The organism is Cohnella soli, assembly GCF_042655525.1.
In the GTDB taxonomy this organism is placed as follows: domain Bacteria; phylum Bacillota; class Bacilli; order Paenibacillales; family Paenibacillaceae; genus Cohnella; species Cohnella soli.
The window spans coordinates 556,655-582,647 of the sequence record NZ_JBHSMI010000029.1; the positions used below are offsets into that span (position 1 = coordinate 556,655).

Here is a 25,993-nt window from a genome sequence, read left to right on the forward strand (position 1 = left end):
TTTTCTCCTATTGTCCGATTGATTGCTGGAACTGTTCGATCTGATCGTTCGTACCGATGACGACCATTACATCGTTCGTCGTCAACACGTCTTTGGCGACAGGGGCAATAATAATGCCTTTCGGCTTGTTGATTGCAACGATGCTGCAGCCGAATCGCCCTCTCGGGTTCACATCATCGAGCGACTTGCCCTCAAGACAGCTTGGCACTTGAAGTTCTGCGATCGTATATTGCTTGGACAACTCGATGTAATCGAGCAAGTTCGGCGACACGAGCTGATGCGCGAGACGGACACCCATATCCCGCTCGGGATAGATGATCCGGTCGACGCCGATTCGCTGCAGCACGCGCCCGTGCAAATCGGACACCGCCTTGGCGACCACTTTCTTGACGCCGAGTTCTTTTAACAATATCGTTGCCAGAATGCTCGCTTGAATGTCATCTCCGATCGCCACGACGCCGCAATCGAAGTTGCGCGCGCCGACCGATCTCAGCACCTCTTCTTCGGTTGCGTCCGCAATGATCGTATGTGTCAGCACGTGGGACATCTCATGCACTTTTTCCTCATCTCGGTCGACGCCGAGCACCTCGTAACCCAATTGAATAAGTTCGCGTCCGATGCTGGAGCCGAATCGGCCGAGACCGATAATAACGAACTGATTAAACTTCATGACGTCAACTTCCTTATCCGATTATAATTTTGCCTTCCGCGTGACGATATAACTGTCGCCCTTGTTTCGGTCCGAGCGCGTAGGTGAGCGTGAGCGGCCCGAGCCGACCGATAAACATCATAACAATAATGATGATTTTTCCCGCGAACGTCAGCTTTGCCGTTAATCCGAGCGTTAGTCCGACCGTACCGAACGCGGAAGTCACTTCGAACAAGAGTTGCAGAAACTGATGATCTTCCGTCGTCGATAAAATCATCGTCGCCAATATAACAAGTCCGAATGCGAATAATGTAACCGTCAGCGCTTTGTATACGCGTTCCTGGGCAAGCCGGTATTTGAAAAACACGACGTCTTCTTTGCCGCGAACCATCGCGATAACTGCGCCGAGCAAAGCGGTGAACGTTGTCGTCTTGATGCCGCCGCCAGTTGATCCGGGCGATGCGCCGATAAACATAAGGATGACCATCACGAACTGTGTTGCCTGCCTCATGGCTCCGAGATCAATTGTATTGACGCCTGCCGTTCTCGGAGATACCGACTGCGTGAATGCCGCCAGCACCTTTTCCCCGAAGGTTAAGGAAGCCATCGTCGAGTTCGTGTATTCGAATATGAAAATCAATATTGCGCCAATCAAAATCAATCCGCCGCTCATGCTCAATACGACTTTCGAATGCAGCGACAGCTTGCGCTTCGGATTGCGAATTTCGACGAGGTCGGCCAGTACGACAAAACCGAGGCCGCCGAGAATAATTAAGAGCATGGTCACAATATTAACGAGCGGATCGCCGACGTAATCGGTCAGGCTGCGGTAATCGCCCATAATATCGAAACCTGCGTTATTGAAAAACGATACCGCATGGAAAATGCCCCGGTATACGGCTGTCCCGAACGGCATGTCGAAAGCGAACCGAATCGTGAATAATACTGCACCCGCGAGCTCAATCGTCAGCGCATAGATAACGACTTTGCGTACGAGGCGTATGATGCCTTCAATGCTCGTCTGGTTAAACGCCTCTTGCAGAACAAGTTTTTCCTTCAGCGAGATCCGTCTTTTTAGCGCAATCGCGAACAACGTCGCCATCGTCATAAAACCAAGGCCGCCGATCTGGATCATCGTCAAAATAATCAGCTGTCCTGCCGTTGTCCAATACGTCCCTGTATCGACGACGACAAGACCGGTAACGCATGTCGCCGAAGTTGCCGTGAACAGCGTATCGATGAACCGCGGCTGCGCTGCTCCCGTATGGGCGAACGGCAGCATGAGCAGTCCCGCTCCGATGAGTACGATTGCAGCAAATCCAAGAACGAGAATACGAGGCGGGGAAGACAAAATTTTACCGAACAACTTGCGCATTTACGATCTCCCCTCCGTCAGCCGATTATGATTTTGCCTTCCGCATGCCGGAACAGTACTCTGCCCGGTTTCGGCCCAAGAGCATAAGTAAGCGTAAGCGGCCCCAACCGGCCAATAAACATTAGAAAAATAATCGTTAGTTTGCCCGGAATCGTTAATTCTCCCGTAAGCCCCATCGACAGCCCTACCGTGCCGAACGCCGAAGTCGCCTCGAACAAAATGCTTAGAAACGCGGCTTTTTCCGTTGTCGCCAGCGCCATCGTGCCTAGCGTCACGATGCCGATACAGAACAAGGTAACGGTAACGGCTTTGTACACTCGTTCTTTCGCCAGCCTGAGCTTAAATAACACAACATCCTCTTTGCCGCGCATCATCGCGAGAACCGCGCCGACGAGTACGGCGAATGTCGTCGTCTTGATGCCGCCTCCGGTCGATCCGGGAGAGGCGCCAATAAACATCAAAATAATGATGAAAAATTGCGTCGCTTGCCTGAATTCGGATATGTTGACCGTCGTAACCCCGCCGGATCGAGTCGTCACAGACTGAAACAGCGATGAAAGCAGTTTATGACCGAAGCCGTCGTCTCCGACCGAGCGACCGTTCGTAAACTCGAACACGAAAATGACGAATGTGCCGAGCACGATCAATCCCGCACTCACACTAAGAACAACTTTCGTGTGCAGCGAGAATTTGCGTGTTTTTCGGAACGGCACCTCAACCAGGTCGGCAAGCACGATAAAACCGAAACCGCCCAAAATAATGAGCCCCATCGAAACAATGTTCATATAAAGATCGGAAGAGTAAGCCGAGAAACTTCGGAAATCGCCCGACAAATCAAATCCGGCATTGTTGAAAATCGAGATGGAATGAAACACGCCATGATACAGCGCTTTGCCAACGGGCATATCGGAAGCGAAGCGAATCGTATATAGCAGCGCTCCGACCGTCTCCAACGCAAGCGCGTATAAGATGACTTTGCGTACGAGCCTAACCAAGCCTTCGATGCTGCCCTGGTTCAGCGACTCTTGCAAAATCAACCGTTCCTTCAGCGATATTTTCCGCCGGAGAATTAGCGCGAACAACGTCGCCATCGTCATAAAGCCGATTCCGCCAACCTGAATGAGAATCAGTATAACCCAGTGGCCGAACGCGGAAAAATATGTACCTGTATCAAAAAGAACCAAGCCGGTGACACAAGTGGCGGACGTCGCGGTGAAGAGCGCGTCGACAAAACCGATCTTATCGCCGTTCGCCGTCGCAATCGGCAACTGAAGCAGAAACGCCCCGATAACAATAATAATAGAGAATCCAAGCAACAACGTTCTGGGCGGAGACACGCTAAGCCACCGCACCGCTTTTCTAATCAATCCCGTCACCTCATTCTGCGCAACAAAAAAAGCACTGGAATCCCAGTGCTCGGACATACGCACATGATCCCTGTTCGCATACAGCCTACGAGGTTAGCTGTCGGGTTCGGGCACGAACAGATTGCCCTATCCGAGCGGAGGTTAGGCCGCTTGGAATTCACCCCGGTCTACGCGAATACAATAGAACTTGTACCGCGAGCGGTTGGTTCCCCCGTTTTCCATCGTTCGGAAATTCGGCTTTCCTTTCGTTTCATCGGCATCGACGAAACGTACCACCGAATTATATTCTTTCCACCGAAGGGGGACAACATCAATTTGAAGTCAAACCGACGCATTTGAACGATTATGACGAAGCTATTCGCACAATATAACGACCGGACAACGATTATCGGCGTCTTTGCTTTCATTTTCGCCAAAAATGCGAGATACTTGATGAAAATAGTGGAAAAAGTTCGCGCGGCCTTGCTGTATGCGTTTACTTCGGCTTTTATTGCGTAAGGAGAGATGTTAGTTGAACGAAATACAACTGTCGCGTCTGGATCGTCGCTGGGTATGGGCCGCCGCAGTCGGCCTCCTGCTTTTCTTGCTTATTCAGGTTTTCCCCTCTGCGGGCTCCTTGTTTTCCTCGGGCTCGTCAAACGTGCTCACGCGTTCGGAAGCCGAAGCGAAAGCGATCTTCTGGGCGGAAAATAAATTCGGGCTCTCTCCGAAAGAGACGTCGGATGCAGAAATCACACATCTGTCGGACAGCGACACGGTCGGTTACTTGTCGAAGTACCGCTTGCACGACACCTACGACAAAACATGGTCGAACAGCGCTCCAACCGATGTCTACGCCGTATCCTTGTCTTCCTCCGCATATCCCGGCAAGCTTAATCTTTATATAGACATGGTAAAAGGCCGACTCGTCGGATGGGACCATGTACCTACCAAAAAAAGAACCGGTCAGGCATCATCCGGAGAGGGAATAAATGAAAGCAAACAAAGTGCCGTCGCCAGGGCACTGCAATACGCGGAATATTGGGGCGCGAATCCCGCCGAATGGAACCCCGACGGTTATGTGCAGGATGACGGTTCTGTTCGTTTTACCGCCGCTTCGAGCAAAGCGGCTATCGGAAAAGCTGCCGTAAAGCTCGACGTTCGAGTTCCCGCTTCATACAACGCTTTGTCTTCCGCGTTCCCGCCTTGGCAGAGCGGATTCGTCCGTTACGGTGTCGATCTGCCCACCGATTTCCTTCACGACTTGAAGACGCAGCAAACATGGTCGTCCAAGCTTTCTGTGTTCGGATTCCTGCTGCCAAGCATTTTGTTTTTTATTTTGGCGATCATTTATGCGGGCACATACGGTGACCGCACATCGTTCGTCAGAGGTATTTTCTTAGCTTCGGTGTTCTTCGTTCTGTACGCAGGCATTACGTTTAACATGATTCCCGGGCTTCGGGCCGGCAATTGGGAAAACGGTTCGAGCACAGGCGAGCAGGCCACGATTATCGTCAGTCTGATTACTTACTTCGTGATGGCGGTTATGACTTATTTCTCCGCAGTCGGGGGAGACGGGCTGTGGAAGTCGATGGGGCTTGCGCTCTGGCCGCGCTGGCAAGAAGCGGGGTATGGAGACAGCGTACTGGCGAGCATGCGAACCGGCTACTTCCTAGCCTTTATTTTGCTCGGCATGCAATCCGTTATTTTGCTGGCGATGGAGAATATAGCAGGCTCGTTCTCTTCGTCCGATGCGACCCAGTCGATGTACAACATGAGCTTCCCGTGGCTGCTGCCGCTGCTCGCCTGGTGCGCTGGCATTTCGGAAGAGATGCAAAGCCGTTTCTTCGGTATCGCGCTGTTTCGCAAATGGTTCGTCGGCATCGCCCGCAAACTGATCGGTCGCGAGCCGTCGGGACGTACGGTATCGGCGCTCACGTTCGTCGCCATCGTGCCTCCCGGCTTGCTCTGGGCGCTCGGACACGTCGGTTATGCAATCTATCCGTTCTATACGCGCATTATCGAGCTTGTGCTGATGTCGCTTCTGTTCGGCTGGTTTATGCTTCGGTTCGGGATTATGGCGGTCATTTTCGCGCACGTCACGCTTGATGCGGTTTTGATGGGCGTGCAGATGATGTTCGACGGATTGCCGGGCGACTTCGCCGCAGGCATCTTCAGCCTCGCTATGCCGGGACTTGTCGGAATACTCATTTGGTGGTTGCACCGCCGATTAAGACGACCGGCATTCCGATCCGGAACGTGAAGCGGCCGTTATCGTGAACGAACGAAAGTTGTCCTCCGTGAAGTTCGACGATGCCGCGGGCGATCGACAAACCAAGCCCTGCCCCCGCCTCGAGCGAGTCTTGCGTCCTAGCGTCGTCTACCTTATAGAAACGTTCGAACAATCGTTCTTCCTGTTCCTTCGTAATGGCTTTGCCTTCGTTCTCTATCGCAATCGCCGCCCGGTTGCCGTCCGTTTCCAAAGCGATGCGGATCGTACCGGGCTTTATCGAAAATTTCAAAGCGTTCGCGATCAGATTGTCGATCGCCCGCCGAATGCGTTCGGGATCTACGGCGACCATGATGCGCCCGGGCGGCAATGAGGTTCGCATTTCGATTTGCAGCTCCGATGCCAGAGGCTCGATCTCGGCGAATAGCTGAACCAGCAGTTCCCGAAGATCAATCTCTTCAAGCTCCAGCCGCAATCCTCCTTGCGTAATCCTCGTGTATTCGAACAACTCGTCGATCAACGTTCGCAATTGCTGTGCTTTAACATAAGTGTTGCCGACGAAGCGGTCATATTCCGCTTCGTCCTGGTACGCTTTTCCCTTCAGCAGATCCAAGTAGCCGATAATACTCGTGAGAGGCGTTCTCAGGTCGTGAGACACCCCGGTAATGAGCTCCATCTTGGACTTCTCGACAGACCTCTCTCTTTCGATCAGATTTTCCAGTTTCTCCGCCATCGTATTGACATTAAAAGCCACTTGTCCGAGCTCGTCCTTCCGTGTCTCGGGAATTCGATAGCGAAGATTTCCTGCAGAAATAACGGACAATCCTTCCGACAGCTCACGCAAATATCTGATCGTGTTGCGGGTCAGCCATAGAAATGTGACCGTAAACGAACCGAAGAAGGCGATGACAGATATCGGCACGTCAAACAAAAGCCCCGTCGGGATGCTGGTCGATACGAGCATTCCGACAGCAAGGCTCGCGATGAAGGTCCAGATCATCTGCATGCGAATGCTTTTTCTGCCCGTAGCGATCTCCCATGGATTACTTTTCAATTTTGTATCCCACTCCCCACACGGTCTTGATATAGCGCGGCTCCCGCGGATTGTCCTCGAGTTTGTCGCGGATATTGCGAATATGCACCATGACCGTATTGTCCGAAAAGCCGCTTCGCTCCTTCCAGACGCACTCGTAAATTTTATCCGCATGAAACACTTGCCCTCTATGGGTTGCGAGCAATTCGAGAATGGCGAATTCGAGCGGCGTGAACGATATTGGCTTCCCTTTCAGTTTCACGAGATGCTGGGCGACGTCGATATGCAAGTCTCCGACGTCAATCGTTGACTCGTCCGGCTCGTTTCTTGCCGCCGAACGTTGCTGCCGGCGCAACTGCGCTTTTACCCGCGCCAACAGCTCAAGCGGACTGAACGGTTTGGCGACGTAGTCGTCGGCACCGGTGGACAAGCCTATGATCTTGTCGATCTCTTCCTGTTTGGCAGATAACATGATGATGGGAATGTCGGACGTTTCGCGTATTTTCAGGCAAGCGTTAATACCGTCCAAGTCAGGCATCATGACGTCCAGAATGATCAAGTCCACGACCTCTGCATTCACGATTTCTACCGCGCTCATCCCATTGTTCGCTTCCAATATGCGAAAGCCATCGTTGCGCAAATAGACATGTATGACATCGCGGATCGCCGCGTCGTCGTCGACGACAAGGACAGTCGTTTGTTGGCGCACCGTCAGCCCCTCCTATTGCATATCATTTTCCCTTTATTTTACTCCAACGCTCGTTCCGCTTTCCATAGAAGATTCGACCTTTTCGCGACGCTCACGATAGAGGAAACGGTTCAGCAGCAAGCCGGCGAATTCATAGGAAAACTTGGCGACAAGCACTCCAGCCAGAACGTCGGCGATAACGTGCTGCTTGATGAACAGCGTGGATGCGATGATCGTCAACGAGAACAAGAAAATCGCAATTCTCGTTTTCCTTCCCAAGACGACAGCTCCGTATATCATTAGCGTGCTCGACAACACGTGAGTGCTCGGAAAACAATTAAACGGTTCGTCGTGAGCATATACGAAGGAAACCAATCCGTTAAAAAAGCCTTCCGGTTCGACCGTCGGGCGCGGCACGGTCGTCTGGAACAAGAAATAAGTCAAACTTGCGACGAGAACCCCGATGCACAGAGCAAGTATTGTTCGATAATATTGCCTCACGCTCCGGCGCAGAACGAGAGTAAGGACGAGAAACAAAAACGGATACCAAAGCAAATAGGGAACAGCAAACGCCGGGACGAACGGAAAAGCGATATCCGGTTCGGTTACGAGCGACCACACGCGGCTCGAGGTATGATTTTGCGTCAGGTAAAGCAAGTTCAGTAGCGGAATAGCGAGCAACGCGAACAAATGACGGTACTTTTTTAACTTTTTCATCTTACTTTCACTCCTTCATATCATCCGTAAACCTAATGTATACGAAGAAAATAAGGAAACCCGGGGGGACTTTCTAAAGAAAAAATGAAGATTGCGTCGAAAAATAAAACCGTCGTGCACGGGGCACGACGGTTCATTGCATATTGCATATAGGAATAACTCATAATCATTCCGCGTTCAACGTCTCGAGAATGCGCTGGGCAAGCGCCTCGCCGATCGATATCGCCTTGAAATCATCGACTTTCGCTTCTTTGATCGCTTTCAGCGACCCGAAGTGGCTGAGCAGTTGCTTGCGGCGTTTTTCCCCAATGCCCGGCACGGCGTCAAGACGGGAAGCGACCATCGACTTAGCTCGTTTCTCCCGGTGGAACGTAATTGCGAACCGATGCACTTCGTCTTGAATGCGCTGCAGCAAGTAAAATTCCTGACTGTCTCTCGGCAGCGGTACTACCTCCGGCGGGTCGCCTACGAGCAGCTCAGCCGTTCTATGCTTTGCGTCTTTTGCCAAGCCGCACACCGGCACATCCAGACCAAGCTCATTGCGCAGCACGTCAAGTACGGAAGCGATATGCCCTTTGCCGCCATCGACTACGATCAGGTCCGGCAGCTCCAGCCCTTCTTTGAGCACCCGCTCGTAACGGCGTCGGACGACTTCCCTCATCGACTCGTAATCGTCCGGGCCTTGCACCGTTTTGACGTTGTATTTCCGGTATTCCTTCTTGTCCGGTTTTCCGTTCGTGAATACGACCATCGCCGACACGGGATTCGAGCCTTGAATGTTCGAGTTATCGAACGCTTCGATGCGGTTTGCGCTCGGAATGCCGACCCACTGCGCGAGTCCTTCGGTCGCCCCGACCGTTCTGGATTCGTCCCGTTCGATCAGGCGGAACTTCTCCGCCAAGGCGACACGCGAATTGTCGCACGCCATCGAGACGAGCTGTCGCTTCGTGCCTCGCTGCGGCACGGCTACTTTGATTTTCAGCCAGCGGCGCAGCGTCTCGCCGACTTCCGCCGCTTCGCCTACTTCCGCATGCGTTTCGAGCGTTTCGTCCGCTTCGCTGAGCGCGGCTGCGGCTGCGGACATGGCCGAATACGACGCCGGTTTCTCCGCCACTGCAAGCGGAGCAGTTTCTTCCGGCTGGTCTCCTTCCACTTCATCTGGGGGCGATGGCAGCAGTACTTCGCGAGGGAGCGCGGGATTGTCGCTATAATATTGCGTCACATAACTGATAAAATCATCGTACGCTTCGCCGTAGTACGGAAACATCGACATATGTCGCTGGTTCATTTTACCGTGCCGCATATACAATATTTGCACGCACATCCAGCCTTTATCGACGGAATAGCCGAACACGTCCCTGTCCATCGCATCGGACATATTGATCGTCTGCTTCTCCATGAGCGCTTCGATCGCTACGATTTGGTCCCGGTACTCCCGCGCTCGTTCGAACTCAAGCGACTCGGCCGCCACTTCCATTTTGCGCCGCAATTCTTTTTTGATTTCGGCGTGCCCCCCGTTCAGAAAGCGGGAAATTTCCCCGATCATCTCGTCGTAAGCGGACTGTTCGACCGGATATTCGCAAGGCGCGACGCATTGTCCGAGATGATAATACAAACAAACTTTGTCCGGCAACGTATTGCATTTCCTGAGCGGGTACAACCTATCGAGTAGCTTCTTCGTTTCTTGCGCGGCGAACGCATTCGGATAAGGACCGAAGTACTTTCCTTTATCCTTTACGACACGCCTCGTTACTTCAAGCTTCGGATGTTTCTCGCTCGTAATTTTTAAGTACGGAAACGACTTATCGTCCTTCAGCAACACGTTGTACCGGGGAAAATGTTCTTTGATCAAGTTGCATTCCAAAATGAGGCACTCGGTGTTGCTGGCTGTGACGATATATTCGAAGTCGCGGATTTCCGAGACCAGCTTTTGCGTTTTGCCGTCATGGCTTCCCGTGAAGTAGGAGCGCACGCGATTTTTGAGTACTTTCGCTTTGCCGACGTAAATGATTTTCCCTTCGTCGTTTTTCATTAAATAACAGCCCGGCTGATCCGGAAGCAATGCAAGCTTGTGGCGGATGTTTTCCATCGCCTGCTCCCGAGTCCGGGCAATTTGATGCCGTTCGTCCATTTCGGCTCCTCCTCCGACGCTTGCCGGGCAGAACACCCGTTCCTCCCATTGTAGCACAGCTTCGCGTTTGTCGCTTCCGCCCTGTGCGTCTTTGTCGCAAACTTGTCACTGTAACATGCCGGGAACTCTTTACAACAAAAAGAGATGTTGGGTATACTGTAGTTATCGAATGTGTCAGGAGGCTTCCCATGGAAAACGCAAGAGATCCCCGTCAGCACATCAATGAAGAACCGCGCGACGATTTCCAGGACGTTGCGGTAGGCTTCGGAGCGATGTTCGGCTTCATGTTCATCGTGTTCTTGGTCGCTGTCGTCGTTAAATTTAACATTTCCTAATTTCCGTCTAACGACGGAAATCAAGAAGACCGCCGGGAGCGATGCTCCCGGCGGTCTTTTTGCCTATCGTTGTTTTCATACCGATCCTGATCCTCGTCAATTCGCCTCTTGTTGCTTCGGCTTAACGGAACGTGCGACATCGTCGTAACGTTTCCGTTCTTTCCGTTCGATTTGTACGATTCTGCCGTCGTGCACGACAATGTTTACTTCTCCGTACTCCAAACCGTTAACTTGCTCGGCGATACGACTTAGCCAACGCTCATCCACTTCTACCGGTTTCGCCATCTCGATGTCCTCCCGAATTGTACGATTATGGATCGTTTGTTTTTTTCATCTGTTATGTCTTCTTATGTTCGCGGCTCATACGGCTTTCCAGCAGCGATTTCAGCACGAGAGTCACGACGGCTAGCAGCATAAGCAAGGAGGCGACCGCGAATGCCGCACTGAACTGGTACTCGTTGTACAATATTTCAATATGAAGCGGCAGCGTGTTCGTCTCTCCCCGGATATGCCCGGAGACGACCGATACGGCCCCGAACTCCCCCATTGCCCTCGCGTTGCACAAAATCATGCCGTAGAGCAATCCCCACTTGATGTTCGGCAACGTCACTTTGAAAAATACGCGCCATCCGCGAGCACCCAAGCTGACTGCCGCTTCTTCGTCTTGCACGCCCTGCGCTTCCATCAGTGGAATCAGTTCGCGGGCTACGAACGGAAAAGTGACGAACATCGTCGCGAGGACAATACCCGGCGTGGCGAAAATAATATCGATATTGTGATCGTCAAGCCAAGGACCAAGGAAACCTTGCGCGCCGAATAGAAGCACGTAGATCAAGCCGCTGACGACCGGGGAAACCGCGAACGGCAAGTCGATCAGCGTAATGAGCAAGTTTTTGCCGCGAAACTTGAATTTAGCGATCGCCCACGCAGCGCATACACCGAAAATCGTGTTCAGCGGCACGGCGATCGCCGCCGTTATCAGCGTCAGCCTCAACGCCGACATCGCTTCCGGATTGGACAACGCCGAAAGATAGGCGGACCAGCCTTTGCGAAGCGACTCGGCCATGACGGCAGCCATCGGAAGAAGAACGATCAGCGCCAGGAACAATAGGGCAATGCCGATCAGCGCGATCCGGACGCCACGCGATTCCGTCAGGTGCGGGCGTTCCGGCCCGCTTCTTTGCCCTGCGCGGGGATTCGTTACAATTCCGGCCATCGGCTCAGCCTCCCTTCACGCTGCGCAACCGACGGTTGCTCCAGCGTTGCAGCACGTTGATAAATAGGAGCAACACGAACGAAATCAGCAGGAGCACGACGGCAATGGCCGCCGCTTGACCGTATTGATACTGCTCCAGTTTTGTGATGATCAATAACGGCGCGATTTCGGTTTTCATCGGCATATTGCCCGAGATGAACACAACCGAGCCGTATTCCCCGATGCCGCGGGCAAACGCGAGCGCGAACCCCGTCAGCAGCGGCGGAATCAGTTCTGGCAAAATAACTTTGAAAAACGTTCTTCCCCGGTAAGAGCCGAGCAGTACAGCCGCTTCTTCCATATCGGATTCCATATCGTGCAAAATCGGCTGAACCGTCCGTACGACAAATGGAATGCCGATAAAGATAAGAGCAATCGTTATTCCGAGCGGAGTGTATGCGACTTTAATGCCAAGCGGCTCAAGCAACGAACCGACCCAGCCTTTCGGCGCGTAAATCGTCGTTAACGCTATGCCCGCTACCGCCGTTGGTAGGGCGAACGGCAAGTCGATCAAACCGTCAATGATTCTTTTGCCCGGAAAATCATAACGTACCAGCACCCAGGCGAGCAGCAAACCGAAGACCAGATTAACAAGCGCCGCGAAAAACGATGTGAGCAAACTGAGCCTGTAGGACGCTACGACCCGAGGGTCGGTAACCGTGTCCCACCATCCCCCAAGCGACAGGTCGGCGGATTTTAGCGCCAATGCCGCAAGCGGGATAAGAACGATCAAACTTAAATAAAGGACGGAAAACCCAAGCGTTATCGATAAGCCGGGCAATACCCGGTCTTGCTTGCGGAAAATGGTCATGTGTCCGTGTGAACTCCCCGGCCCGCGCCTTTAATCAGGAACCGGGCGTGTAGATTTGATCGAACGTTCCGCCGTCGGCGAAGTGTTTCTTTTGCGCCTCTTTCCAGCCTCCGAAGTCATTGTCGATCGTGAGCAAGTTCAAGTCCTTGAATTGGTCCTTGAATTTGTCGGCGACCGATTGGAGGCGCGGTCGGTAGAAGTTTTTCGCAGCGATCTCCTGGCCTTTCTCGGAATACAAGTATTTCAAGTAGGCTTCGGCTGCCTCGCGCGTTCCTCTCTTATCTACATTTTTGTCGACGACTGCGACTGGAGGTTCTGCCAGTACGCTGATCGACGGGGTGACAATTTCGAACTTATCTCCGAATTCCTTAAGCGCCAAGTACGCCTCGTTCTCCCACGCAAGCAGCACGTCCCCTATACCCTTCTCGACAAAGGTTGTCGTCGATCCGCGCGCTCCCGTGTCCAGTACAGGCACGTTTTTGAACAGTTTCTTCATAAAATCAAGTGTCTGCGGTTCGTCGTAACCGAGTGTTTTCGTCGCATATCCCCATGCGGCCAAGTAGTTCCAGCGCGCGCCACCGGACGTTTTCGGATTCGGCGTAATGACTTGAATGCCGTCCTTGATCAAATCGCCCCAGTCTTTAATGCCTTTCGGATTGCCTTTACGGACGAGAAACACGATTGTTGAAGTATATGGCGTGCTATTGTTCTCGAATGACTTCTGCCAGTCATTCTTGATTAGGCCCTTCTCTGCAATCGCATCGATGTCATATCCAAGCGCCAAAGTGACAACGTCAGCATCAAGGCCATCGATAACCGCACGCGCTTGTTTGCCGGAGCCGCCGTGGGATTGCTTGATGGTGACAGTGCCGCCCGTCGTTTCTTTCCAATATTCGGCGAAACTTTTGTTGTATTCCTCGTACAGTTCGCGAGTCGGGTCGTAGCTGACGTTCAGCAGCGTGATCGACTTGCCCGAATTCCCTGTCGATGGCGCGGACTCCGAAGCCGGTTTGTTGTCTTTCGCGCCGCAAGCGGCTAAGACGGATACGATAAGGGCTGTGATAAGCGTCAGGCGGAGGGTTTTAAATGTTTTCATTTTCATGCACCTCTAAATTCAATTTTTTATTGCTGTGCAATGCATGCATTGGTTTGTGGTGCACGACTCCGGTTGGCCCTTCCGGTCGCCGTTCACGCGAACCGATTAAGATCGGTTCGACGTGTGCTCGCATGATGAGGTGTTCGCCAATATTACACTAAAATCCCATTTGAATGATAATTCCTACCCGTTTAGTTGGTAATGGAGAAATATTAACAGTTGACCATGCTTGCTGTCAATAACTGACTATAAAAAAAAATTATAAATGTTTTAAGTTCAACAAAAAGAGGCTAAACGATTGCACATAAGCAATCGTCCAGCCCCTTTGTTGCCGTTAGTCTATGAATTTCCCCGATGATTCCGTCCGCGAACGTGAACCACGTCGACGAAGTGGCGAACGCGGTCCATGAGCCGCTGCCCTTTGTGCAGCTCTTCGCCTTCCTTATGCGTAAAGCTGAAATGTTTCTCCAAATCATCGAAATTATGATTAGATGTGTAAAAGGTCGGCTTGCGGTTCATCCGGTAGTTCAATATTGCGCCGAGCACGTGATCCCGCACCCACGGCGTTAAATTTTCCGCACCGATGTCATCGAAAACAAGCAAATCCGTTTCCTTCATGAGCGTCAGCGTTTCTTTCAGCTTCACGGCGTCGAACGCGAGAGCTTTCGCATCTTCAACGAACTCCGGCATGTAGACGATAACGCCTGAGAAACCTTCCTTCGCCAGCCGCTGCAGCAAATACCCCGCTAAATACGTCTTTCCCGTGCCGAAGTCGCCCTGCAAGTACAAACCTCGCTTCTGCAAACCTTCGCGGATCGTCGTATCGGCATATTCTTGCAAAAGATCGACCGCAATAGCCCGGTTCGAATCGAGGTGTATCATTTCTTCCTCGTCGTAATGCGCCCCAAGAACCGTCTCGTCTACGAAAAAACTCGTTATTCTGCGCCGAATTTGCTCCTGCTGCTCATAAGCTAGCCATTTTGAGCATGGCGTTTTGTAATCGTTGATCTGCCACTTGCCATTTAACTGCTCGCAACTGATCCCCGTCGAATGACCCTGCATATCGTTCGGACATTGAGCCAACCCTGGACATGCTTTGCAGTTTCGGTATTCTTTCGTCATCTGGTATAGCCTGTTCAAGTTCAGCTTCAGCACATGCTCGTCTAGTTCCGGATAACGATCACGCAGCTTCAACACGAGCGGATCGTTCAGCACCTGATTCGCAACATTTGCAGCATCGCCTGCTGCCGCGAACGGACTGCGGCGCATCGCCTCTCCCAATGATTCCAATTCGCGTTCCTCCTCCGGCCGAACGGCCGCATCACATTATCGATTCCCTTTACGCTCTCTAGCGCGGGCTAGCATTTGCTCCAACTGCTCTTGTGTAACTTGCGGCGCCGACTCGTCGTCCTTAACGACGCTCATAGCCGGTTTGCGCCGACCTTGACGATTCGATCCCGTACCCGATCCGCCCGTTCTCGCTGCCGGCTCTTCCCCGCGACGCTTGCGCTCAAGCGTCTCGTTTAACTTCTCTTGCTCTCTAACGTATCTCACAGCTTTATCGAACGTATCGATGCTTTTGGCCAACATGTTGGAGGCAATCGAATCGACTAGTGATTTACCAACTCTCTGAGTCTGCCGCAAAGAAAAAACATAATGGATAAGTACGTTAATCACGGGCTCCGGCAGCTTGTAATTCAAGTCAATTCGCTCAAATATCGATATGAACTGACTCGGGACCATTCCTGGAAAAAAACGCTCTAGCATGCGTGTATAAGGCTCACGGAGAAGCATTTCGTTATAACGCTCGACGCCCACCTTTTCCTGAAACGAATCCGGTATAGAGAAATATTCGGACGGAGAAACGCTGCTTACGTAGTCCGGAGAAGTCTTTTCCAAGCCGCGAGCGAGAAACCGTTCCCGCTCCTCGTCCCTTTTAAGATCCTGACGGTACATGGCGTTCGCCCGATGCTGAAGCTCGTCCCACGCAAGCGTGCCGTCGTGCTCAAACATGCCATCTTCATCCAACAGTCGGCAAATTTCCGGCACTTCGAGGTCGTATTTGTAGGCCAAGTAGTTTAATTGCTTTAACGATTCCGGCGCCCGATTCAGCCGTTCTACGTACACTCGGTTAGCCGCGCCGCGCGGAAAACGCAGCAGCATCTCGCTATGACGAATCCGGTCTTGCGCCGCTGGCTTCCGTTCTCTCGCCGACGCGCTCTCCGCCCAAGCCGGTTCCAGATCGGGATCGATCGATGCGCTTCCGAGCCGAAACAGCTCGTAAAACGGCACGGTCGCTTCTTCCTTCGTCACAAACCTTGCCAACTCTGGCGGCCGGGACGGCGCGAAGCCGTTTTGCAGCTCAAGCAATGCGGACTTGCCAATTTTGTCACGCAGCAGCAATGTCAGGTGGGTGTTCGTGAAAAACTCGGCCGCCCCTAACGGACGTTGAAGCACGTATTCGTACAACGATTCTTCCGATAACGGATTATGATTGCGGAACGTCTGCAGCAAGCCGACCGCTTCCAGCTTGGAAGACGCATCAAGCGCCGTCTGGCGCCCCCCGGCGTTCAACTCCAGCCCAAGCCCAAGAAGCAGCCCGCGCTGCGGTTCCGGCGATGTGCATCCGGCCGAATCTTCCGCGATCCGATGATAGAGAAAAAAGTAGAATGCCGCAGCGACCGCACCAATCATCGGCTGATAGAGCGAGAAGAACACTTTGCGATCCAGCCCGCTCAAGGCAAAATCCCGGCTCGTATAGTAACGATGCGTTTCCGTAAATTCCATCAAATTCGACACGCGCATAGCGGGATCGACAACTCTTTTCCGTAAATAATGATTGTTCTATTGTAGCATAAAACCCCCTTCCGAGCAGAGATGTAAAAAAAGACTTCGCCGCGCGCTCTCGGCATTACTGCCTAAAGATCGCCCATACGAAGCCCAGCAAATCCGACTCTAGTGTTAAATCACCTTTTTTTAGTGCTAGTGATACAAAGGCCCGTCCGCATCTTCTCCGTCCTGTTCGAAAGACCCGGCGAACGCAAAGCGATCCGCTGCGTCATCTTCCCGCCGCCGTCTCGCACGACGCTGCCTATCTTCCTGCTTGCTGACCCAAGAGCGTATATACGTACCGAGCGGACCGGCGGCATGGATCGGTAATGTCCGCTTCACGCCCGTCATATAGGCGGCGCTAAAGTTCGGTAGTTCGTGCTGCAACGTATGCATGTAAGCTTTGAATTCCGTATCCCTCTGCCCGCACACGAGCAGCATCGGTTGGAGAATTTCTTTCAAACGGCCTGTCGTAGAGAACGCCAAAGCGCTCTCCGTGTACTCGCGCCACTTCCGCATGTCGCCGGAACGGATTTCTCCGCGCAGCCGATAGAACGCCTCATGATTGTCCGCATGTGTCCAAGAAAGCGGCAGCGAAATCAAATCTCTCGCCCCGATTTTCTCCGCGGCCATGCCAAGCTTCAGCCTCATTCTTGTCTGCCAGCCAGTCGCTTCGGACAAACCGCCCAGCAGCACACCGCCGATAAAACGATCCGGATGGGTCAGAAGCGCCTGCAGCGCGACGAGCGAGCCGAGAGAATAAGCGCATAAGTAAGCCTGTCCGATATCAAGCGCATCTAGCAGCCTTCTCGTGTCTTCGGCCAGCAGCGCAATCGTGATACGCGCTTGCGATGTCCCGCTTCTGCCGTGCCCGCGATGGTCGAACAGCAGCGTCCGGTGATCGCGAGACAAGTCGTTTCGCAAATAGGTGAATACTCGGCTGCCTAAGCACGGCGGATGCAAGAAAACGATTGGCGCTCCCGTTCCTTGCAAATGATAATGCAGCTCAACACCGTTCACGTGAATGAGGGGCACGGTCAACACCTCGCGTTTTCGTCGTTGCCCGTTAGTGTGCCCTGCCGCCTTCCGTTTCCATCCCCCTGAACACCCATAACCGATACCCTGCATAATTGACGCCTAAAGAAATCCCGACGGACACCAGCTTTGCGACCGCGGACTCCGCGCCAAGCGACTCCAAACCGAGCAGTACAGCAGTCGCTGCGGCGAAAGATAGGATGTTAATAGCGACGAACCGCGCAATCTCCTTATACGAGCGCTTCGTCTTCACCTGGAAAGTCCAATACCGGTTCAATAAATAGCTGTTGACGACACCCGCAGCGTAAGATATCGTTTGCGCGAACGCAGAGCCAAAACCCGCCGCGTAGACGAGTGTAACAAAAACGGCGAAATCGACGCCCGTGTTTAAGCCGCCCACGAACGCGTATTTCGCCATTTTTTTGAATTCCGACAGGCGGAGCATGGAAGTCCTCCCACATTTCGTTCGGGCGGCTATACGCCGTCCTAGAACATTTTGTAGCCGCCGCGCCGCAGTGCGCGAATCGCCCAGCCGCTTAAGTAAGCGCCGGCCGCGCCGGCCGCAATCATCACGAGATCCGAGACAAGCATCGATCTGATGTTTTCTCCGACGGTCAAATCATTTTGCCACAAATACCAGATGCCGAGCGGAATCATAACAACGACGAACGCCCAGAACGGGAACCATGTCGTCTTGATCAGCATGTTCAATATAAAGCCGATGCCGAAAAAGAGCACCAGGCAAATGAGCGAGCCGAGGATCGCGAACATCACGCCTCCGAGAATGCCACCGATCATTCAATTTCCCTCCAAAATATACTTCCGCGCTGTCGCTTGAAGCCCGCGCCGAAGCCATATACATCTTCAGTTTACAAGTTGCGGCGATGGCAGTCAACGCACAGGCTGTGACCGGGTTGTGAACATTGGCGCCCGCAAGCGAAAAATGTGGTTTGACGTTACTCCCGCCGTTTGAACCTCCCATTCGCTTGGGCTACAATAAGAGAAGCATAATGGACAAGGGAGAGAGTGATACGATGAGCGAAGCAGCTCAAACGCTGGACGGCTGGTACGTCCTTCACGATTTGCGCACGATCGATTGGCAAGCATGGAATGCGGCATCGTCGGCGGAGCAGGACGGCGCGCTGAACGAATTGATGAATATGGCGGGCAACTGGCAAGAAGTCGAAACACGCAAAGAAGGCAGCTTCGGACTTTATTCGATCGTCGGTCAGAAAGCCGACTTGATCTTCGTCCACTTGCGCGAGACGCTGGAAGAACTAAACGCGATCGAAAACGCGTTTAACCGTTCCGGTTTCGCTAAATTTTTGCGCAAAGCGTATTCCTATGTCAGTATCGTCGAACTAAGCAACTACATGGCGGCGCCAGGCGTTGATCCGATGCAAGTTCCGGAAATCGTCGCGCGGTTGAAGCCGATTTTACCGAAGAGCAAACATATTTGCTTCTACCCGATGAACAAGAAACGCGATCTGCAAGATAACTGGTACATGCTGCCGATGGAAGAGCGCAAGTCGCTGATGCGAAGCCACGGCATGATCGGACGCGGCTATGCTGGCAAGGTCAAACAAATCATTTCCGGCTCGGTCGGCTTCGACGATTGGGAATGGAGCGTCACGCTGTTCTCGGACGACGCGTTGCAGTTTAAGAAACTCGTCTACGAAATGCGGTTCGATGAAGTGAGCGCGCGTTACGGCGAGTTCGGCTCGTTCTACGTCGGCAATCTGCTCAGCGGCGAGTCGCTTGTGCGGTTGATGCTGGAAGGTTGATTACAACATCAAAAAGGCAGTTTCCTCTCCAACTGGTGGGAAACTGCCTTTTTGTATGCCGTAATTTATGCTCAGCCTTGATCCCTTAACAACCGCTCTCCCGCGATTCCCGGCGTCGTCATTTGCACCGGATCGAGAATTTCATCCATCTCATCTTGCGTCAGCAGCCCGCGCTCTAGAATAATTTCTTTGATCGACAAGCCGGTCGCCATCGCTTCCTTCACAAGCTGCGCCGCCACGTCGTAGCCGAGGTGCGGGTTCAGCGCCGTGACGATGCCGAAGCTGCGGTCGACGTATTCGCGGTTACGCTCTCGGTTCGCTTCCAGCCCTTCAAGCAAATACTTCCGGAAAACATCGAACGAATTGCGCATGATCTTCAGCGATTGCAACAGGTTAAACGCGATGACCGGCCCCATAACGTTCAGTTCGAATTGCCCCGCTTCCGAAGCCATGCATATCGTATGGTCGTTGCCCATCACCTGGAAAGCGACCTGGTTCACCACTTCGGCCATTACCGGATTCACTTTGCCCGGCATAATCGACGACCCTGGCTGTCTGGCCGGAAGCGTAATTTCCGCCAGCCCGACTTTGGGACCGGACGCCATCATGCGGATATCGTTGCATATTTTACTCATATTCATCGCACACACTTTTAGCGAACCTGACAGTTCCGTATACGCGTCGGTGTTCTGCGTCGCATCGACCAGATCGTCCGCTGAACGAAGCGGAATCCCTAAATCTTCCGCCATGAACGACACGACTTTCTCGATGTACGACACCGAGGCGTTCAAACCGGTGCCGACGGCCGTTGCGCCCATGTTGACGGACAACAAATTTTGCGCCGCGCGCTCGACCCTTTCAATATCGCGTCCAAGCACTTTGGCGTATGCGCCGAACTCTTGGCCCATCCGAATCGGCACCGCATCCTGGAGATGGGTGCGGCCCATTTTAATAACATCATCCAACTGTGCGGCTTTATGGACGAACTCCGATTGCAGCTCGCGCATCGTATCGAGAAGTTTGATCGTCAGCAAATAAGCGGCAATCCGCAGTGCGGTCGGAACCGCGTCGTTCGTCGATTGCGACATGTTCACGTGATTGTTCGGATTGCAATGGAAGTAATCGCCCCGAGAATGCCCCATCAGTTCAAGCGCCCGGTTCGCAAGCACTTCGTTCATGTTCATATTGATGGACGTTCCCGCCCCGCCTTGAATAGCATCGACGACGAATTGCTCGGCAAGCTTGCCGTCGATAACCTCTTCGGAAGCTGCGACAATCGCTTGCGCAATCTGTTCCGGCATCCATCGCATCGCCAGGTTAGCGCGGGTCGCAGCTTTCTTCACGTGCGCCAATGCGATGAACAGCTCCGCGTGTACGGGTGTTCCCGTAATCGGAAAATTTTCAAGCGCCCGCAACGTCTGAATGCCGTAATACGCCGTCTCGGGAACCGTATGGCTGCCTATGGAATCTTTCTCGACACGATCGGACATCGTAACGTCCCCTCTCATTCAGCATTTGTGCCTGCAATCATGCCTTTATTGTACACCAAACAACAGACAGCAAACGCAAAAAAGCCGAATTCGCATCCCTGTCCGTCAGGGTACGAATTCGGCCATGGCTTAATCTTCTTCGTCTTCCAATGCGTTCATCTGGGCTTCCCATTCGGCCCGGCGCTTCTCTTCCAAATACGCTTCCGTCATCCGGTCCCGCGCGCGCCCTTTCTCCTTTAACCTTTCGATTCCCGGTTGAATGAGCAGGTCGACTTCTGCCTGAACCGTCGCCACAAGGTCGTACCGACTTTGCGATTCCAAATATGAGCCCACTTCCATCAGCGCGTTATAGCGGTCCAGTTCATCTCGCGTCAACAGTCCCCGCACTTGAACGCTGCAATGTCTCATTACAGGAATTTGCCTTTGCGAAGCACAAGCGGAATGCCGCCGATAATGAACAGGTAACGGATGTCGATCGCTTTTTTCAGCCATGCGGCTACGCGGCCTTTGTACTTCTTGCCGAACGCGATGCCGATCGCTTCGCCTTTACCCAGAGAAGCCACCGTGCCTTTGTTCGTGAATACGTACTTCTTAAGCGGCTGGTTGCGGATCGATGCGACCAAATTGTGCGCACAGTTGACGCCTTGCTGCATCGCCATTTGCGCCGTCGGCGGATATGGACGACCTTCCGGATTAAAGACAAGCGAGTTATCGCCAAGAACATAGACGTTCTCGTGACCGGGCGCTCTGAGGAATTCGTCGACTTTAACGCGTCCGCGCATCGTTTCGAAACCGGCTTCCTCAATTAGACGATTGCCGCGTACGCCACCGGTCCAGATGACCGTCTGAGACTTGATCTCTTCGCCCTCGCCGACGATAACGCCGTCCGGCGTGCATTCTTTAATCGCCGTTCCGATGCGGAACGTAACGCCTTTCTTCTGCAACACTTGCATGGCGTATTCGACGAGTTCCGGATCAAAGCCCGGGAGCGCCGTCGGAGCCGCCTCGATGTTAACGATTTTGACGATCGAAGGATCGACGTCGAATTGCTTGCACAGCTCAGGGATACGGTCGGCCAATTCGCCGATAAATTCGATACCCGTAAAACCGGCGCCGCCCACGACAAACGTCAAGTAGTCGGTGCGGTGAGGCTCGCGCTTGTAACGGGCGAATTGATATTCGATATGCTCGCGGATCAGGCGAACGGAGTTGATGCTGCGAATGTTCATCGCATGCTCGCCAAGCCCTGGAATGCCGAACGTTTCCGGCTCGCCGCCAAGACCGATGATCAAGTAGTCATACGAAAGCGTTCCGTCTTCCAGAATGACTTTGCGGTCTTGCGGGCGAATTTGAACGACGGTCGATTTCACGAAGTCGATCTTGAATTCGTCGATCAGCTTGGAGATGTTTACGCGCGCGTTCTCCGGATTGTCCGTCCCGGCCGCAGGCATGTGAAGGTGCGTCGTAATGTAGTGATAGTCGTGCTTGTTAACCAGCGTAACGTCTGCTTCGTTATAATTTAATTCTTTCTGCAAGCGTAAAGATGTCAGAACGCCTCCATAGCCCGCACCCAGAATAACGATTTTCGGTATGCTACTCATCGATGATCCCATCCAATCCTATATCTTTGTATTTGTTTGTGAAAATTCACACAATGTCCTTCATTAAGGTGCTTAATGAAGCTCTACAATTTCGATCATATCGGCTTTTCCAACAATTTTCAAGGTTCATTATCACGAATTAATTTGGACATCTTTACAAATTCCTTTCCATGTCATATGCACAAGTTTATAATGAAGACGTTTGGTTCCTACGACGATAGACGGAGGTGTCACAGCAGATGAACCCAATCACAGCCCCAATGACTACAGTAGATGTAGCGATTATCGGAGGAGGTCCGGCAGGCATGTTCGCCGCGTTCTACGGCGGCATGCGACAAATGTCCGTCACTCTGATCGAGAGCATGCCCCAACTGGGAGGACAGCTTGCTGCCCTATATCCGGAAAAATATATTTACGATGTTGCCGGATTCCCGAAAGTGACGGCACAACAGCTCGTCGATAATCTGAAGTCGCAAATGTCTTTATTTCAATCTAATGTTTATTTAGAAGAGAAAGTACTTCGGGTAACGAAACTCGAAGAACGCCTCTTTGAAATTGTTACCGATAAACGCTCTCACCATGCACGTGCCGTGATCATTACGGCGGGGGTCGGCGCTTTCGAACCGCGCAAGCTGGAATTGCCGGAAGCAGCCGCTTTCGAGAAAACGAATCTTCATTACTTCGTAAGCGATTTGGAGCGTTTCCGCGGGAAGAAGGTACTTCTGACGGGCGGCGGCGATTCTGCTCTTGACTGGGCGCTCATGCTGGAGCCGATTGCGGAGCAAGTCCTGCTTGTCCACCGCAGAGACAAATTCCGGGCACACGAGCATAGCGTTGAACTGTTGATGCAATCTACCGTCAAAGTAATTACTCCTGTCGAGATTACCTCCCTACACGGCGAAGATAGCATCTCCCGCGTGACGCTGACAGACGTCAAGTCGGGAGCGACAACGGAACACGAAGTCGACGCTGTTATCGTCAACTTCGGCTTCGTCAGCTCGCTCGGTCCGATCTCGGAATGGGGTCTGAACATCGAAGGAGGCTCGATCGTCGTCGACTCTCGAATGGAAAGCAGCGTTCCCGGCATTTTCGCCGCAGGCGACATTACGACTTACCCAGGCAAGTTAAAACTGATAGCTGTTGGATTCGGCGAAGCGCCAACCGCCATCAACAACGCTAAAGTGTATGTCGACCCCGAGGCGAAGCTGTCTCCCGGCCATAGCAGCAATATGAAAATATAACGAACAAAAGGGCATCCTACCTTAGATCGCCGGAAACCCCGGCCCCGAGGAGGATGCCCTTATGTTATGTCCTGTCTGCAACGCGTTAAGCCTCCTAGACGTCTTATGTCCGAAATGCGGTTCCTCCGCCGAAGACGAAGGTCGTTGGAGCGATTGGAGCGGCCCCTATTCTCCCTACGAAAGCGCAAGTTTCGACTCGTCGGATATCGCATCCGCAAGCGAAGAGTACTGCCTCCATGCCGTTCGCTGTATCCGCTGTCAGATCGCGTTCACTGCGGAAATCGCCGCTTGGCATTGTTAAATTGGCCTTTCTTCGGGTAACGAGAGCCGACGCCGTCTAATCTCGGATTTCAACAAACGGAGGAATTCCAGTTCGAGCCGCAGACGCACCGCGTTGTGATAAGCATCGAGCAACAGATCGTCGGACAATAAAGGCAACATCGCTTTCACCCTTTCCTCATCATAATAATAGGAAGTTCGTGAAGGCATCATAGCATGAGCCTGAAATAGTGGACAAGCTCCCCATTATCCACATCCCACTGTGCATATCCTGTTGGCAACATGTTGAAAAATGGCTGTAGACCGCTGTCAGCAATGTGCGAATTGTGGACGAAGTTATGCACAGGTGTCGACAATCATTTCATAATAAACAACTTTCATAGCCACGAAATATTCGATTAGTGGTTTTTATAGAAAATATTGTCGTTTCTTGACGTTTACTGTGGTCGCGTATTGACTTCCAATATCCAAATATGTCCGTTTCGGTCGATTCCATAATCGTACCCCAACTTGCCGATCCCCGGATAGCGGCTCTCCAGCAGCGTTGTCGATGCTCTCGTCAAATTTCGCATTTCCTTTTTTTTCACACCAACGAGCTTAGGCGACAACGATCTGCGGATTCCTTGCGCGGCTGGCATCTGCGTGCCTCCCCGGCACAAATTCGTCACAAACAGTCCCGGTCTTGCCAATCTTCCCAGCATGGATCTGTACGTCCACATCCCGTTTTCTTTTACATATTTGACACGATAATCGATCGGCCTGCCGCCGATCGTCGCCAACCGGATGCCACGCTGGATCAAATACGGTTTTTTTTTGCGGGTTGCGTTTAATCCTCTCATCAGGGCATCGAAGCCTGCGTACATACGCCTGCTCGATTTATGCGAGAGCCTGTAGGCAGACCCCGACTTCTCGATTTTGATAACGCCGATCCCGCCCCCGCCTCTAACCGGCTTCACGACGACCATGCCGTAGGCCGCCAACATGCTGCGCAAATTCGCTGCATTCAGCAGTCTTGATGCCGGAATATGACGCGCGATATAGGGATTGGACAGCAAAGCGTTCGTCTTCAACCACTTGCTCGCCAACTGACGGCTGATCGTAACTTCCATAAAGTCGGACTCCTTCCCTGAAGGTATATGTATACATACGTCTCCGGGAGGACAGGTTCTTGGATCAATGCCACATGCTTTTCGCCTTTTTCGGCTTGAGGCAGCCAGCCGTACAGCTTATTAATAATGTGTTAGCGCAGTTGTTATACGCACAACATTGAGGCTTGCCCTATCTTCGCTTCGGCGGGAGAGATCGAATGGGCATGAAATCGACTCACCCATATGGAAGCTCGTTCTTCCTTTAAACATTTCTCATAGTCGTTCAGCAATTCGTCCAGACGTTGCGACAGCACCAACACTTCTTCATCACAAAGGCCCTCACCATTCTGCATGTAAGCGAACATCATTTCCGCTCTCAGCCTCTCGATTTTGCGGCGTAGCGTTCTCGACTTTCCCGACATCGCCATCCCTCCTTCGTATACCCCCATCATAATTCGTAAATTTTTGGAAAGTTCACGAGAAAAAGTTAGCCATTTGTTAGCCGCATTGAAAATAGGTAGCGGATACGTAATTGGAGAGGTGGTTTCGGAGAAAAAAAAGAAACCGTTTCTCGGCAAAATGGCGGATCCGCCCACCTTTTGCGCCAAGACGGTTTCTTCGAACATTTATCTTATTTTTTAATGTTGTAAAATCCGAAACGATTGATCTCTTCAATCGCTTTAGGTCCGTACGCCTCGATAACAGCAGCCTCGCTTAAAACATTTTTCTCTTTCGTTTGACCGTTGAACTGGATAATCTTGCCGTCCTTCACCACATACAACGTTTCCATGTTATCGTGCCTCCCTGACTTCATATGAATAACAATTATTGCATTTTTACATATTCGATATCCTCTTGGTTCATTCCTGCCTTCCCGCATTCCGTTTCTTGCGTGGGCGCGGGTATTTTTATTTGACGGTTGGAAACGAATGTAATATTATTGAGTTAGCTAATTTAGCTAAAATGGATAACAGGCAGGT

Annotated in this window: 28 protein-coding genes and 1 riboswitch; of the genes, 5 read left to right on the plus strand and 23 right to left on the minus strand. The window is 52.3% G+C overall.

The window, feature by feature from the left end:
• Window positions 1–7: 7 nt before the first annotated feature.
• The 3 genes from ACFPOF_RS22760 to ACFPOF_RS22770 are packed head-to-tail and all read right to left on the minus strand — an operon-like array spanning window position 8 to window position 3,388.
• On the minus strand, window positions 8–670 hold the full coding sequence (locus ACFPOF_RS22760) for a potassium channel family protein (RefSeq protein ID WP_378136920.1): 663 nt from the start codon (window positions 668–670) through the stop codon (window positions 8–10).
• 13 nt (window positions 671–683) lie between these two features.
• Window positions 684–2,024, minus strand: coding sequence for a TrkH family potassium uptake protein (locus ACFPOF_RS22765; RefSeq protein WP_378136922.1), 1,341 nt, complete (start codon window positions 2,022–2,024; stop codon window positions 684–686).
• Window positions 2,025–2,041: 17 nt separating this feature from the next.
• Window positions 2,042–3,388: a TrkH family potassium uptake protein gene (locus tag ACFPOF_RS22770; protein ID WP_378137127.1), complete on the minus strand. Its 1,347-nt coding sequence runs from the start codon at window positions 3,386–3,388 to the stop codon at window positions 2,042–2,044.
• A gap of 71 nt (window positions 3,389–3,459) precedes the next feature.
• Window positions 3,460–3,640: riboswitch (cyclic di-AMP (ydaO/yuaA leader) on the minus strand.
• Window positions 3,641–3,902: 262 nt separating this feature from the next.
• Between ACFPOF_RS22770 and ACFPOF_RS22775 the strand changes: the two genes are divergently transcribed.
• Entirely contained in the window at window positions 3,903–5,633 is a 1,731-nt protein-coding gene (locus ACFPOF_RS22775) for a CPBP family intramembrane glutamic endopeptidase (protein WP_378136924.1), read from the plus strand.
• Here ACFPOF_RS22775 and ACFPOF_RS22780 read toward each other — a convergent pair.
• The 4 genes from ACFPOF_RS22780 to uvrC all read right to left on the minus strand — a co-directional run bounded on the left by ACFPOF_RS22780 (window position 5,578) and on the right by uvrC (window position 10,169).
• Entirely contained in the window at window positions 5,578–6,654 is a 1,077-nt protein-coding gene (locus tag ACFPOF_RS22780) for a HAMP domain-containing sensor histidine kinase (protein WP_378136926.1), read from the minus strand. The two genes, ACFPOF_RS22775 and ACFPOF_RS22780, sit on opposite strands and share 56 nt — an antisense overlap.
• Complete coding sequence (locus ACFPOF_RS22785) at window positions 6,644–7,342, minus strand: response regulator (RefSeq protein ID WP_378136928.1); 699 nt, start codon at window positions 7,340–7,342, stop codon at window positions 6,644–6,646. Before ACFPOF_RS22785 ends, ACFPOF_RS22780 begins: the two co-directional genes overlap by 11 nt.
• A gap of 33 nt (window positions 7,343–7,375) precedes the next feature.
• On the minus strand, window positions 7,376–8,038 hold the full coding sequence (locus tag ACFPOF_RS22790; protein WP_378136930.1) for a phosphatase PAP2 family protein: 663 nt from the start codon (window positions 8,036–8,038) through the stop codon (window positions 7,376–7,378).
• Between the two features lie 166 nt (window positions 8,039–8,204).
• Entirely contained in the window at window positions 8,205–10,169 is a 1,965-nt protein-coding gene (uvrC, locus tag ACFPOF_RS22795; protein ID WP_378136932.1) for an excinuclease ABC subunit UvrC, read from the minus strand.
• Window positions 10,170–10,357: 188 nt separating this feature from the next.
• Here uvrC and ACFPOF_RS22800 point away from each other — a divergent pair, with 188 nt between their 5' ends.
• Window positions 10,358–10,504: a YqzM family protein gene (locus ACFPOF_RS22800; RefSeq protein ID WP_378136934.1), complete on the plus strand. Its 147-nt coding sequence runs from the start codon at window positions 10,358–10,360 to the stop codon at window positions 10,502–10,504.
• A 96-nt stretch (window positions 10,505–10,600) separates the two neighbouring features.
• On the opposite strand, the gene ACFPOF_RS22805 is transcribed toward ACFPOF_RS22800, so the two are convergent.
• From ACFPOF_RS22805 to ACFPOF_RS22845, 9 genes are all read right to left on the minus strand, one after another.
• Entirely contained in the window at window positions 10,601–10,789 is a 189-nt protein-coding gene (locus tag ACFPOF_RS22805) for a YezD family protein (protein ID WP_378136936.1), read from the minus strand.
• Window positions 10,790–10,841: 52 nt separating this feature from the next.
• The gene (gene cysW, locus ACFPOF_RS22810) at window positions 10,842–11,720 is read right to left on the minus strand and encodes a sulfate ABC transporter permease subunit CysW (RefSeq protein ID WP_378136938.1); all 879 of its coding nucleotides are present in this window, start codon (window positions 11,718–11,720) and stop codon (window positions 10,842–10,844) included.
• A 4-nt stretch (window positions 11,721–11,724) separates the two neighbouring features.
• The gene (gene cysT / locus ACFPOF_RS22815; RefSeq protein WP_378136940.1) at window positions 11,725–12,570 is read right to left on the minus strand and encodes a sulfate ABC transporter permease subunit CysT; all 846 of its coding nucleotides are present in this window, start codon (window positions 12,568–12,570) and stop codon (window positions 11,725–11,727) included.
• Window positions 12,571–12,604: 34 nt separating this feature from the next.
• Complete coding sequence (locus tag ACFPOF_RS22820; protein WP_378136942.1) at window positions 12,605–13,672, minus strand: sulfate ABC transporter substrate-binding protein; 1,068 nt, start codon at window positions 13,670–13,672, stop codon at window positions 12,605–12,607.
• Between the two features lie 333 nt (window positions 13,673–14,005).
• Complete coding sequence (locus ACFPOF_RS22825; RefSeq protein ID WP_378136944.1) at window positions 14,006–14,956, minus strand: ATP-binding protein; 951 nt, start codon at window positions 14,954–14,956, stop codon at window positions 14,006–14,008.
• 36 nt (window positions 14,957–14,992) lie between these two features.
• Window positions 14,993–16,453, minus strand: coding sequence for a replication initiation and membrane attachment family protein (locus tag ACFPOF_RS22830; protein WP_378136946.1), 1,461 nt, complete (start codon window positions 16,451–16,453; stop codon window positions 14,993–14,995).
• Between the two features lie 195 nt (window positions 16,454–16,648).
• Window positions 16,649–17,530: an alpha/beta fold hydrolase gene (locus tag ACFPOF_RS22835; protein ID WP_378136948.1), complete on the minus strand. Its 882-nt coding sequence runs from the start codon at window positions 17,528–17,530 to the stop codon at window positions 16,649–16,651.
• A 31-nt stretch (window positions 17,531–17,561) separates the two neighbouring features.
• Window positions 17,562–17,975, minus strand: a complete 414-nt coding sequence (locus ACFPOF_RS22840; RefSeq protein WP_378136950.1) for a GtrA family protein — start codon at window positions 17,973–17,975, stop codon at window positions 17,562–17,564.
• A 41-nt stretch (window positions 17,976–18,016) separates the two neighbouring features.
• Window positions 18,017–18,328, minus strand: a complete 312-nt coding sequence (locus ACFPOF_RS22845; RefSeq protein WP_378136952.1) for a YuiB family protein — start codon at window positions 18,326–18,328, stop codon at window positions 18,017–18,019.
• A gap of 236 nt (window positions 18,329–18,564) precedes the next feature.
• On the opposite strand from ACFPOF_RS22845, the gene hemQ reads away from it, so the two are divergent.
• A complete protein-coding gene (gene hemQ / locus ACFPOF_RS22850) occupies window positions 18,565–19,314 on the plus strand; it encodes a hydrogen peroxide-dependent heme synthase (RefSeq protein ID WP_378136954.1) in 750 nt (249 codons plus the stop codon).
• 71 nt (window positions 19,315–19,385) lie between these two features.
• Here hemQ and aspA read toward each other — a convergent pair whose 3' ends face one another.
• From aspA to ACFPOF_RS22865, 3 genes are all read right to left on the minus strand, one after another.
• Entirely contained in the window at window positions 19,386–20,804 is a 1,419-nt protein-coding gene (aspA, locus tag ACFPOF_RS22855; protein WP_378136956.1) for an aspartate ammonia-lyase, read from the minus strand.
• 129 nt (window positions 20,805–20,933) lie between these two features.
• Window positions 20,934–21,212: a hypothetical protein gene (locus tag ACFPOF_RS22860; protein ID WP_378136958.1), complete on the minus strand. Its 279-nt coding sequence runs from the start codon at window positions 21,210–21,212 to the stop codon at window positions 20,934–20,936.
• Window positions 21,212–22,405 (minus strand): NAD(P)/FAD-dependent oxidoreductase, encoded by a 1,194-nt coding sequence (locus ACFPOF_RS22865; RefSeq protein ID WP_378136960.1) that lies wholly within the window; start codon window positions 22,403–22,405, stop codon window positions 21,212–21,214. Before ACFPOF_RS22865 ends, ACFPOF_RS22860 begins: the two co-directional genes overlap by 1 nt.
• Window positions 22,406–22,644: 239 nt before the next feature.
• Here ACFPOF_RS22865 and ACFPOF_RS22870 point away from each other — a divergent pair, with 239 nt between their 5' ends.
• Entirely contained in the window at window positions 22,645–23,646 is a 1,002-nt protein-coding gene (locus ACFPOF_RS22870; RefSeq protein WP_378136962.1) for an NAD(P)/FAD-dependent oxidoreductase, read from the plus strand.
• A 61-nt stretch (window positions 23,647–23,707) separates the two neighbouring features.
• Complete coding sequence (locus ACFPOF_RS22875; protein ID WP_378136963.1) at window positions 23,708–23,947, plus strand: hypothetical protein; 240 nt, start codon at window positions 23,708–23,710, stop codon at window positions 23,945–23,947.
• Here ACFPOF_RS22875 and sda read toward each other — a convergent pair.
• From sda to ACFPOF_RS22895, 4 genes are all read right to left on the minus strand, one after another.
• Window positions 23,944–24,138 (minus strand): sporulation histidine kinase inhibitor Sda, encoded by a 195-nt coding sequence (gene sda, locus ACFPOF_RS22880; protein WP_378136965.1) that lies wholly within the window; start codon window positions 24,136–24,138, stop codon window positions 23,944–23,946. The genes ACFPOF_RS22875 and sda overlap by 4 nt on opposite strands.
• Before the next feature lie 224 nt (window positions 24,139–24,362).
• Entirely contained in the window at window positions 24,363–25,034 is a 672-nt protein-coding gene (locus ACFPOF_RS22885) for a YheC/YheD family protein (protein ID WP_378136967.1), read from the minus strand.
• A gap of 143 nt (window positions 25,035–25,177) precedes the next feature.
• Window positions 25,178–25,435: a Spo0E family sporulation regulatory protein-aspartic acid phosphatase gene (locus ACFPOF_RS22890; protein WP_378136969.1), complete on the minus strand. Its 258-nt coding sequence runs from the start codon at window positions 25,433–25,435 to the stop codon at window positions 25,178–25,180.
• A gap of 209 nt (window positions 25,436–25,644) precedes the next feature.
• Entirely contained in the window at window positions 25,645–25,803 is a 159-nt protein-coding gene (locus ACFPOF_RS22895) for a hypothetical protein (RefSeq protein WP_378136971.1), read from the minus strand.
• Window positions 25,804–25,993 lie beyond the last annotated feature (190 nt).

What these genes read in the sequence shown, in the direction of transcription:
- ACFPOF_RS22760 (WP_378136920.1), bottom strand. Translation starts at nt 670, where the DNA reads ATGAAGTTTAATCAGTTCGTTATTATCGGTCTCGGCCGATTCGGCTCC.
- ACFPOF_RS22765 (WP_378136922.1), bottom strand. Translation starts at nt 2,024, where the DNA reads ATGCGCAAGTTGTTCGGTAAAATTTTGTCTTCCCCGCCTCGTATTCTC.
- ACFPOF_RS22790 (WP_378136930.1), bottom strand. Translation starts at nt 8,038, where the DNA reads ATGAAAAAGTTAAAAAAGTACCGTCATTTGTTCGCGTTGCTCGCTATT.
- uvrC (WP_378136932.1), bottom strand. Translation starts at nt 10,169, where the DNA reads ATGGACGAACGGCATCAAATTGCCCGGACTCGGGAGCAGGCGATGGAA.
- ACFPOF_RS22800 (WP_378136934.1), top strand. Translation starts at nt 10,358, where the DNA reads ATGGAAAACGCAAGAGATCCCCGTCAGCACATCAATGAAGAACCGCGC.
- ACFPOF_RS22805 (WP_378136936.1), bottom strand. Translation starts at nt 10,789, where the DNA reads ATGGCGAAACCGGTAGAAGTGGATGAGCGTTGGCTAAGTCGTATCGCC.
- cysW (WP_378136938.1), bottom strand. Translation starts at nt 11,720, where the DNA reads ATGGCCGGAATTGTAACGAATCCCCGCGCAGGGCAAAGAAGCGGGCCG.
- cysT (WP_378136940.1), bottom strand. Translation starts at nt 12,570, where the DNA reads ATGACCATTTTCCGCAAGCAAGACCGGGTATTGCCCGGCTTATCGATA.
- ACFPOF_RS22820 (WP_378136942.1), bottom strand. Translation starts at nt 13,672, where the DNA reads ATGAAAATGAAAACATTTAAAACCCTCCGCCTGACGCTTATCACAGCC.
- ACFPOF_RS22830 (WP_378136946.1), bottom strand. Translation starts at nt 16,453, where the DNA reads ATGGAATTTACGGAAACGCATCGTTACTATACGAGCCGGGATTTTGCC.
- ACFPOF_RS22840 (WP_378136950.1), bottom strand. Translation starts at nt 17,975, where the DNA reads ATGCTCCGCCTGTCGGAATTCAAAAAAATGGCGAAATACGCGTTCGTG.
- ACFPOF_RS22845 (WP_378136952.1), bottom strand. Translation starts at nt 18,328, where the DNA reads ATGATCGGTGGCATTCTCGGAGGCGTGATGTTCGCGATCCTCGGCTCG.
- hemQ (WP_378136954.1), top strand. Translation starts at nt 18,565, where the DNA reads ATGAGCGAAGCAGCTCAAACGCTGGACGGCTGGTACGTCCTTCACGAT.
- aspA (WP_378136956.1), bottom strand. Translation starts at nt 20,804, where the DNA reads ATGTCCGATCGTGTCGAGAAAGATTCCATAGGCAGCCATACGGTTCCC.
- ACFPOF_RS22860 (WP_378136958.1), bottom strand. Translation starts at nt 21,212, where the DNA reads ATGAGACATTGCAGCGTTCAAGTGCGGGGACTGTTGACGCGAGATGAA.
- ACFPOF_RS22865 (WP_378136960.1), bottom strand. Translation starts at nt 22,405, where the DNA reads ATGAGTAGCATACCGAAAATCGTTATTCTGGGTGCGGGCTATGGAGGC.
- ACFPOF_RS22870 (WP_378136962.1), top strand. Translation starts at nt 22,645, where the DNA reads ATGAACCCAATCACAGCCCCAATGACTACAGTAGATGTAGCGATTATC.
- ACFPOF_RS22875 (WP_378136963.1), top strand. Translation starts at nt 23,708, where the DNA reads ATGTTATGTCCTGTCTGCAACGCGTTAAGCCTCCTAGACGTCTTATGT.
- sda (WP_378136965.1), bottom strand. Translation starts at nt 24,138, where the DNA reads ATGATGCCTTCACGAACTTCCTATTATTATGATGAGGAAAGGGTGAAA.
- ACFPOF_RS22885 (WP_378136967.1), bottom strand. Translation starts at nt 25,034, where the DNA reads ATGGAAGTTACGATCAGCCGTCAGTTGGCGAGCAAGTGGTTGAAGACG.
- ACFPOF_RS22890 (WP_378136969.1), bottom strand. Translation starts at nt 25,435, where the DNA reads ATGTCGGGAAAGTCGAGAACGCTACGCCGCAAAATCGAGAGGCTGAGA.
- ACFPOF_RS22895 (WP_378136971.1), bottom strand. Translation starts at nt 25,803, where the DNA reads ATGGAAACGTTGTATGTGGTGAAGGACGGCAAGATTATCCAGTTCAAC.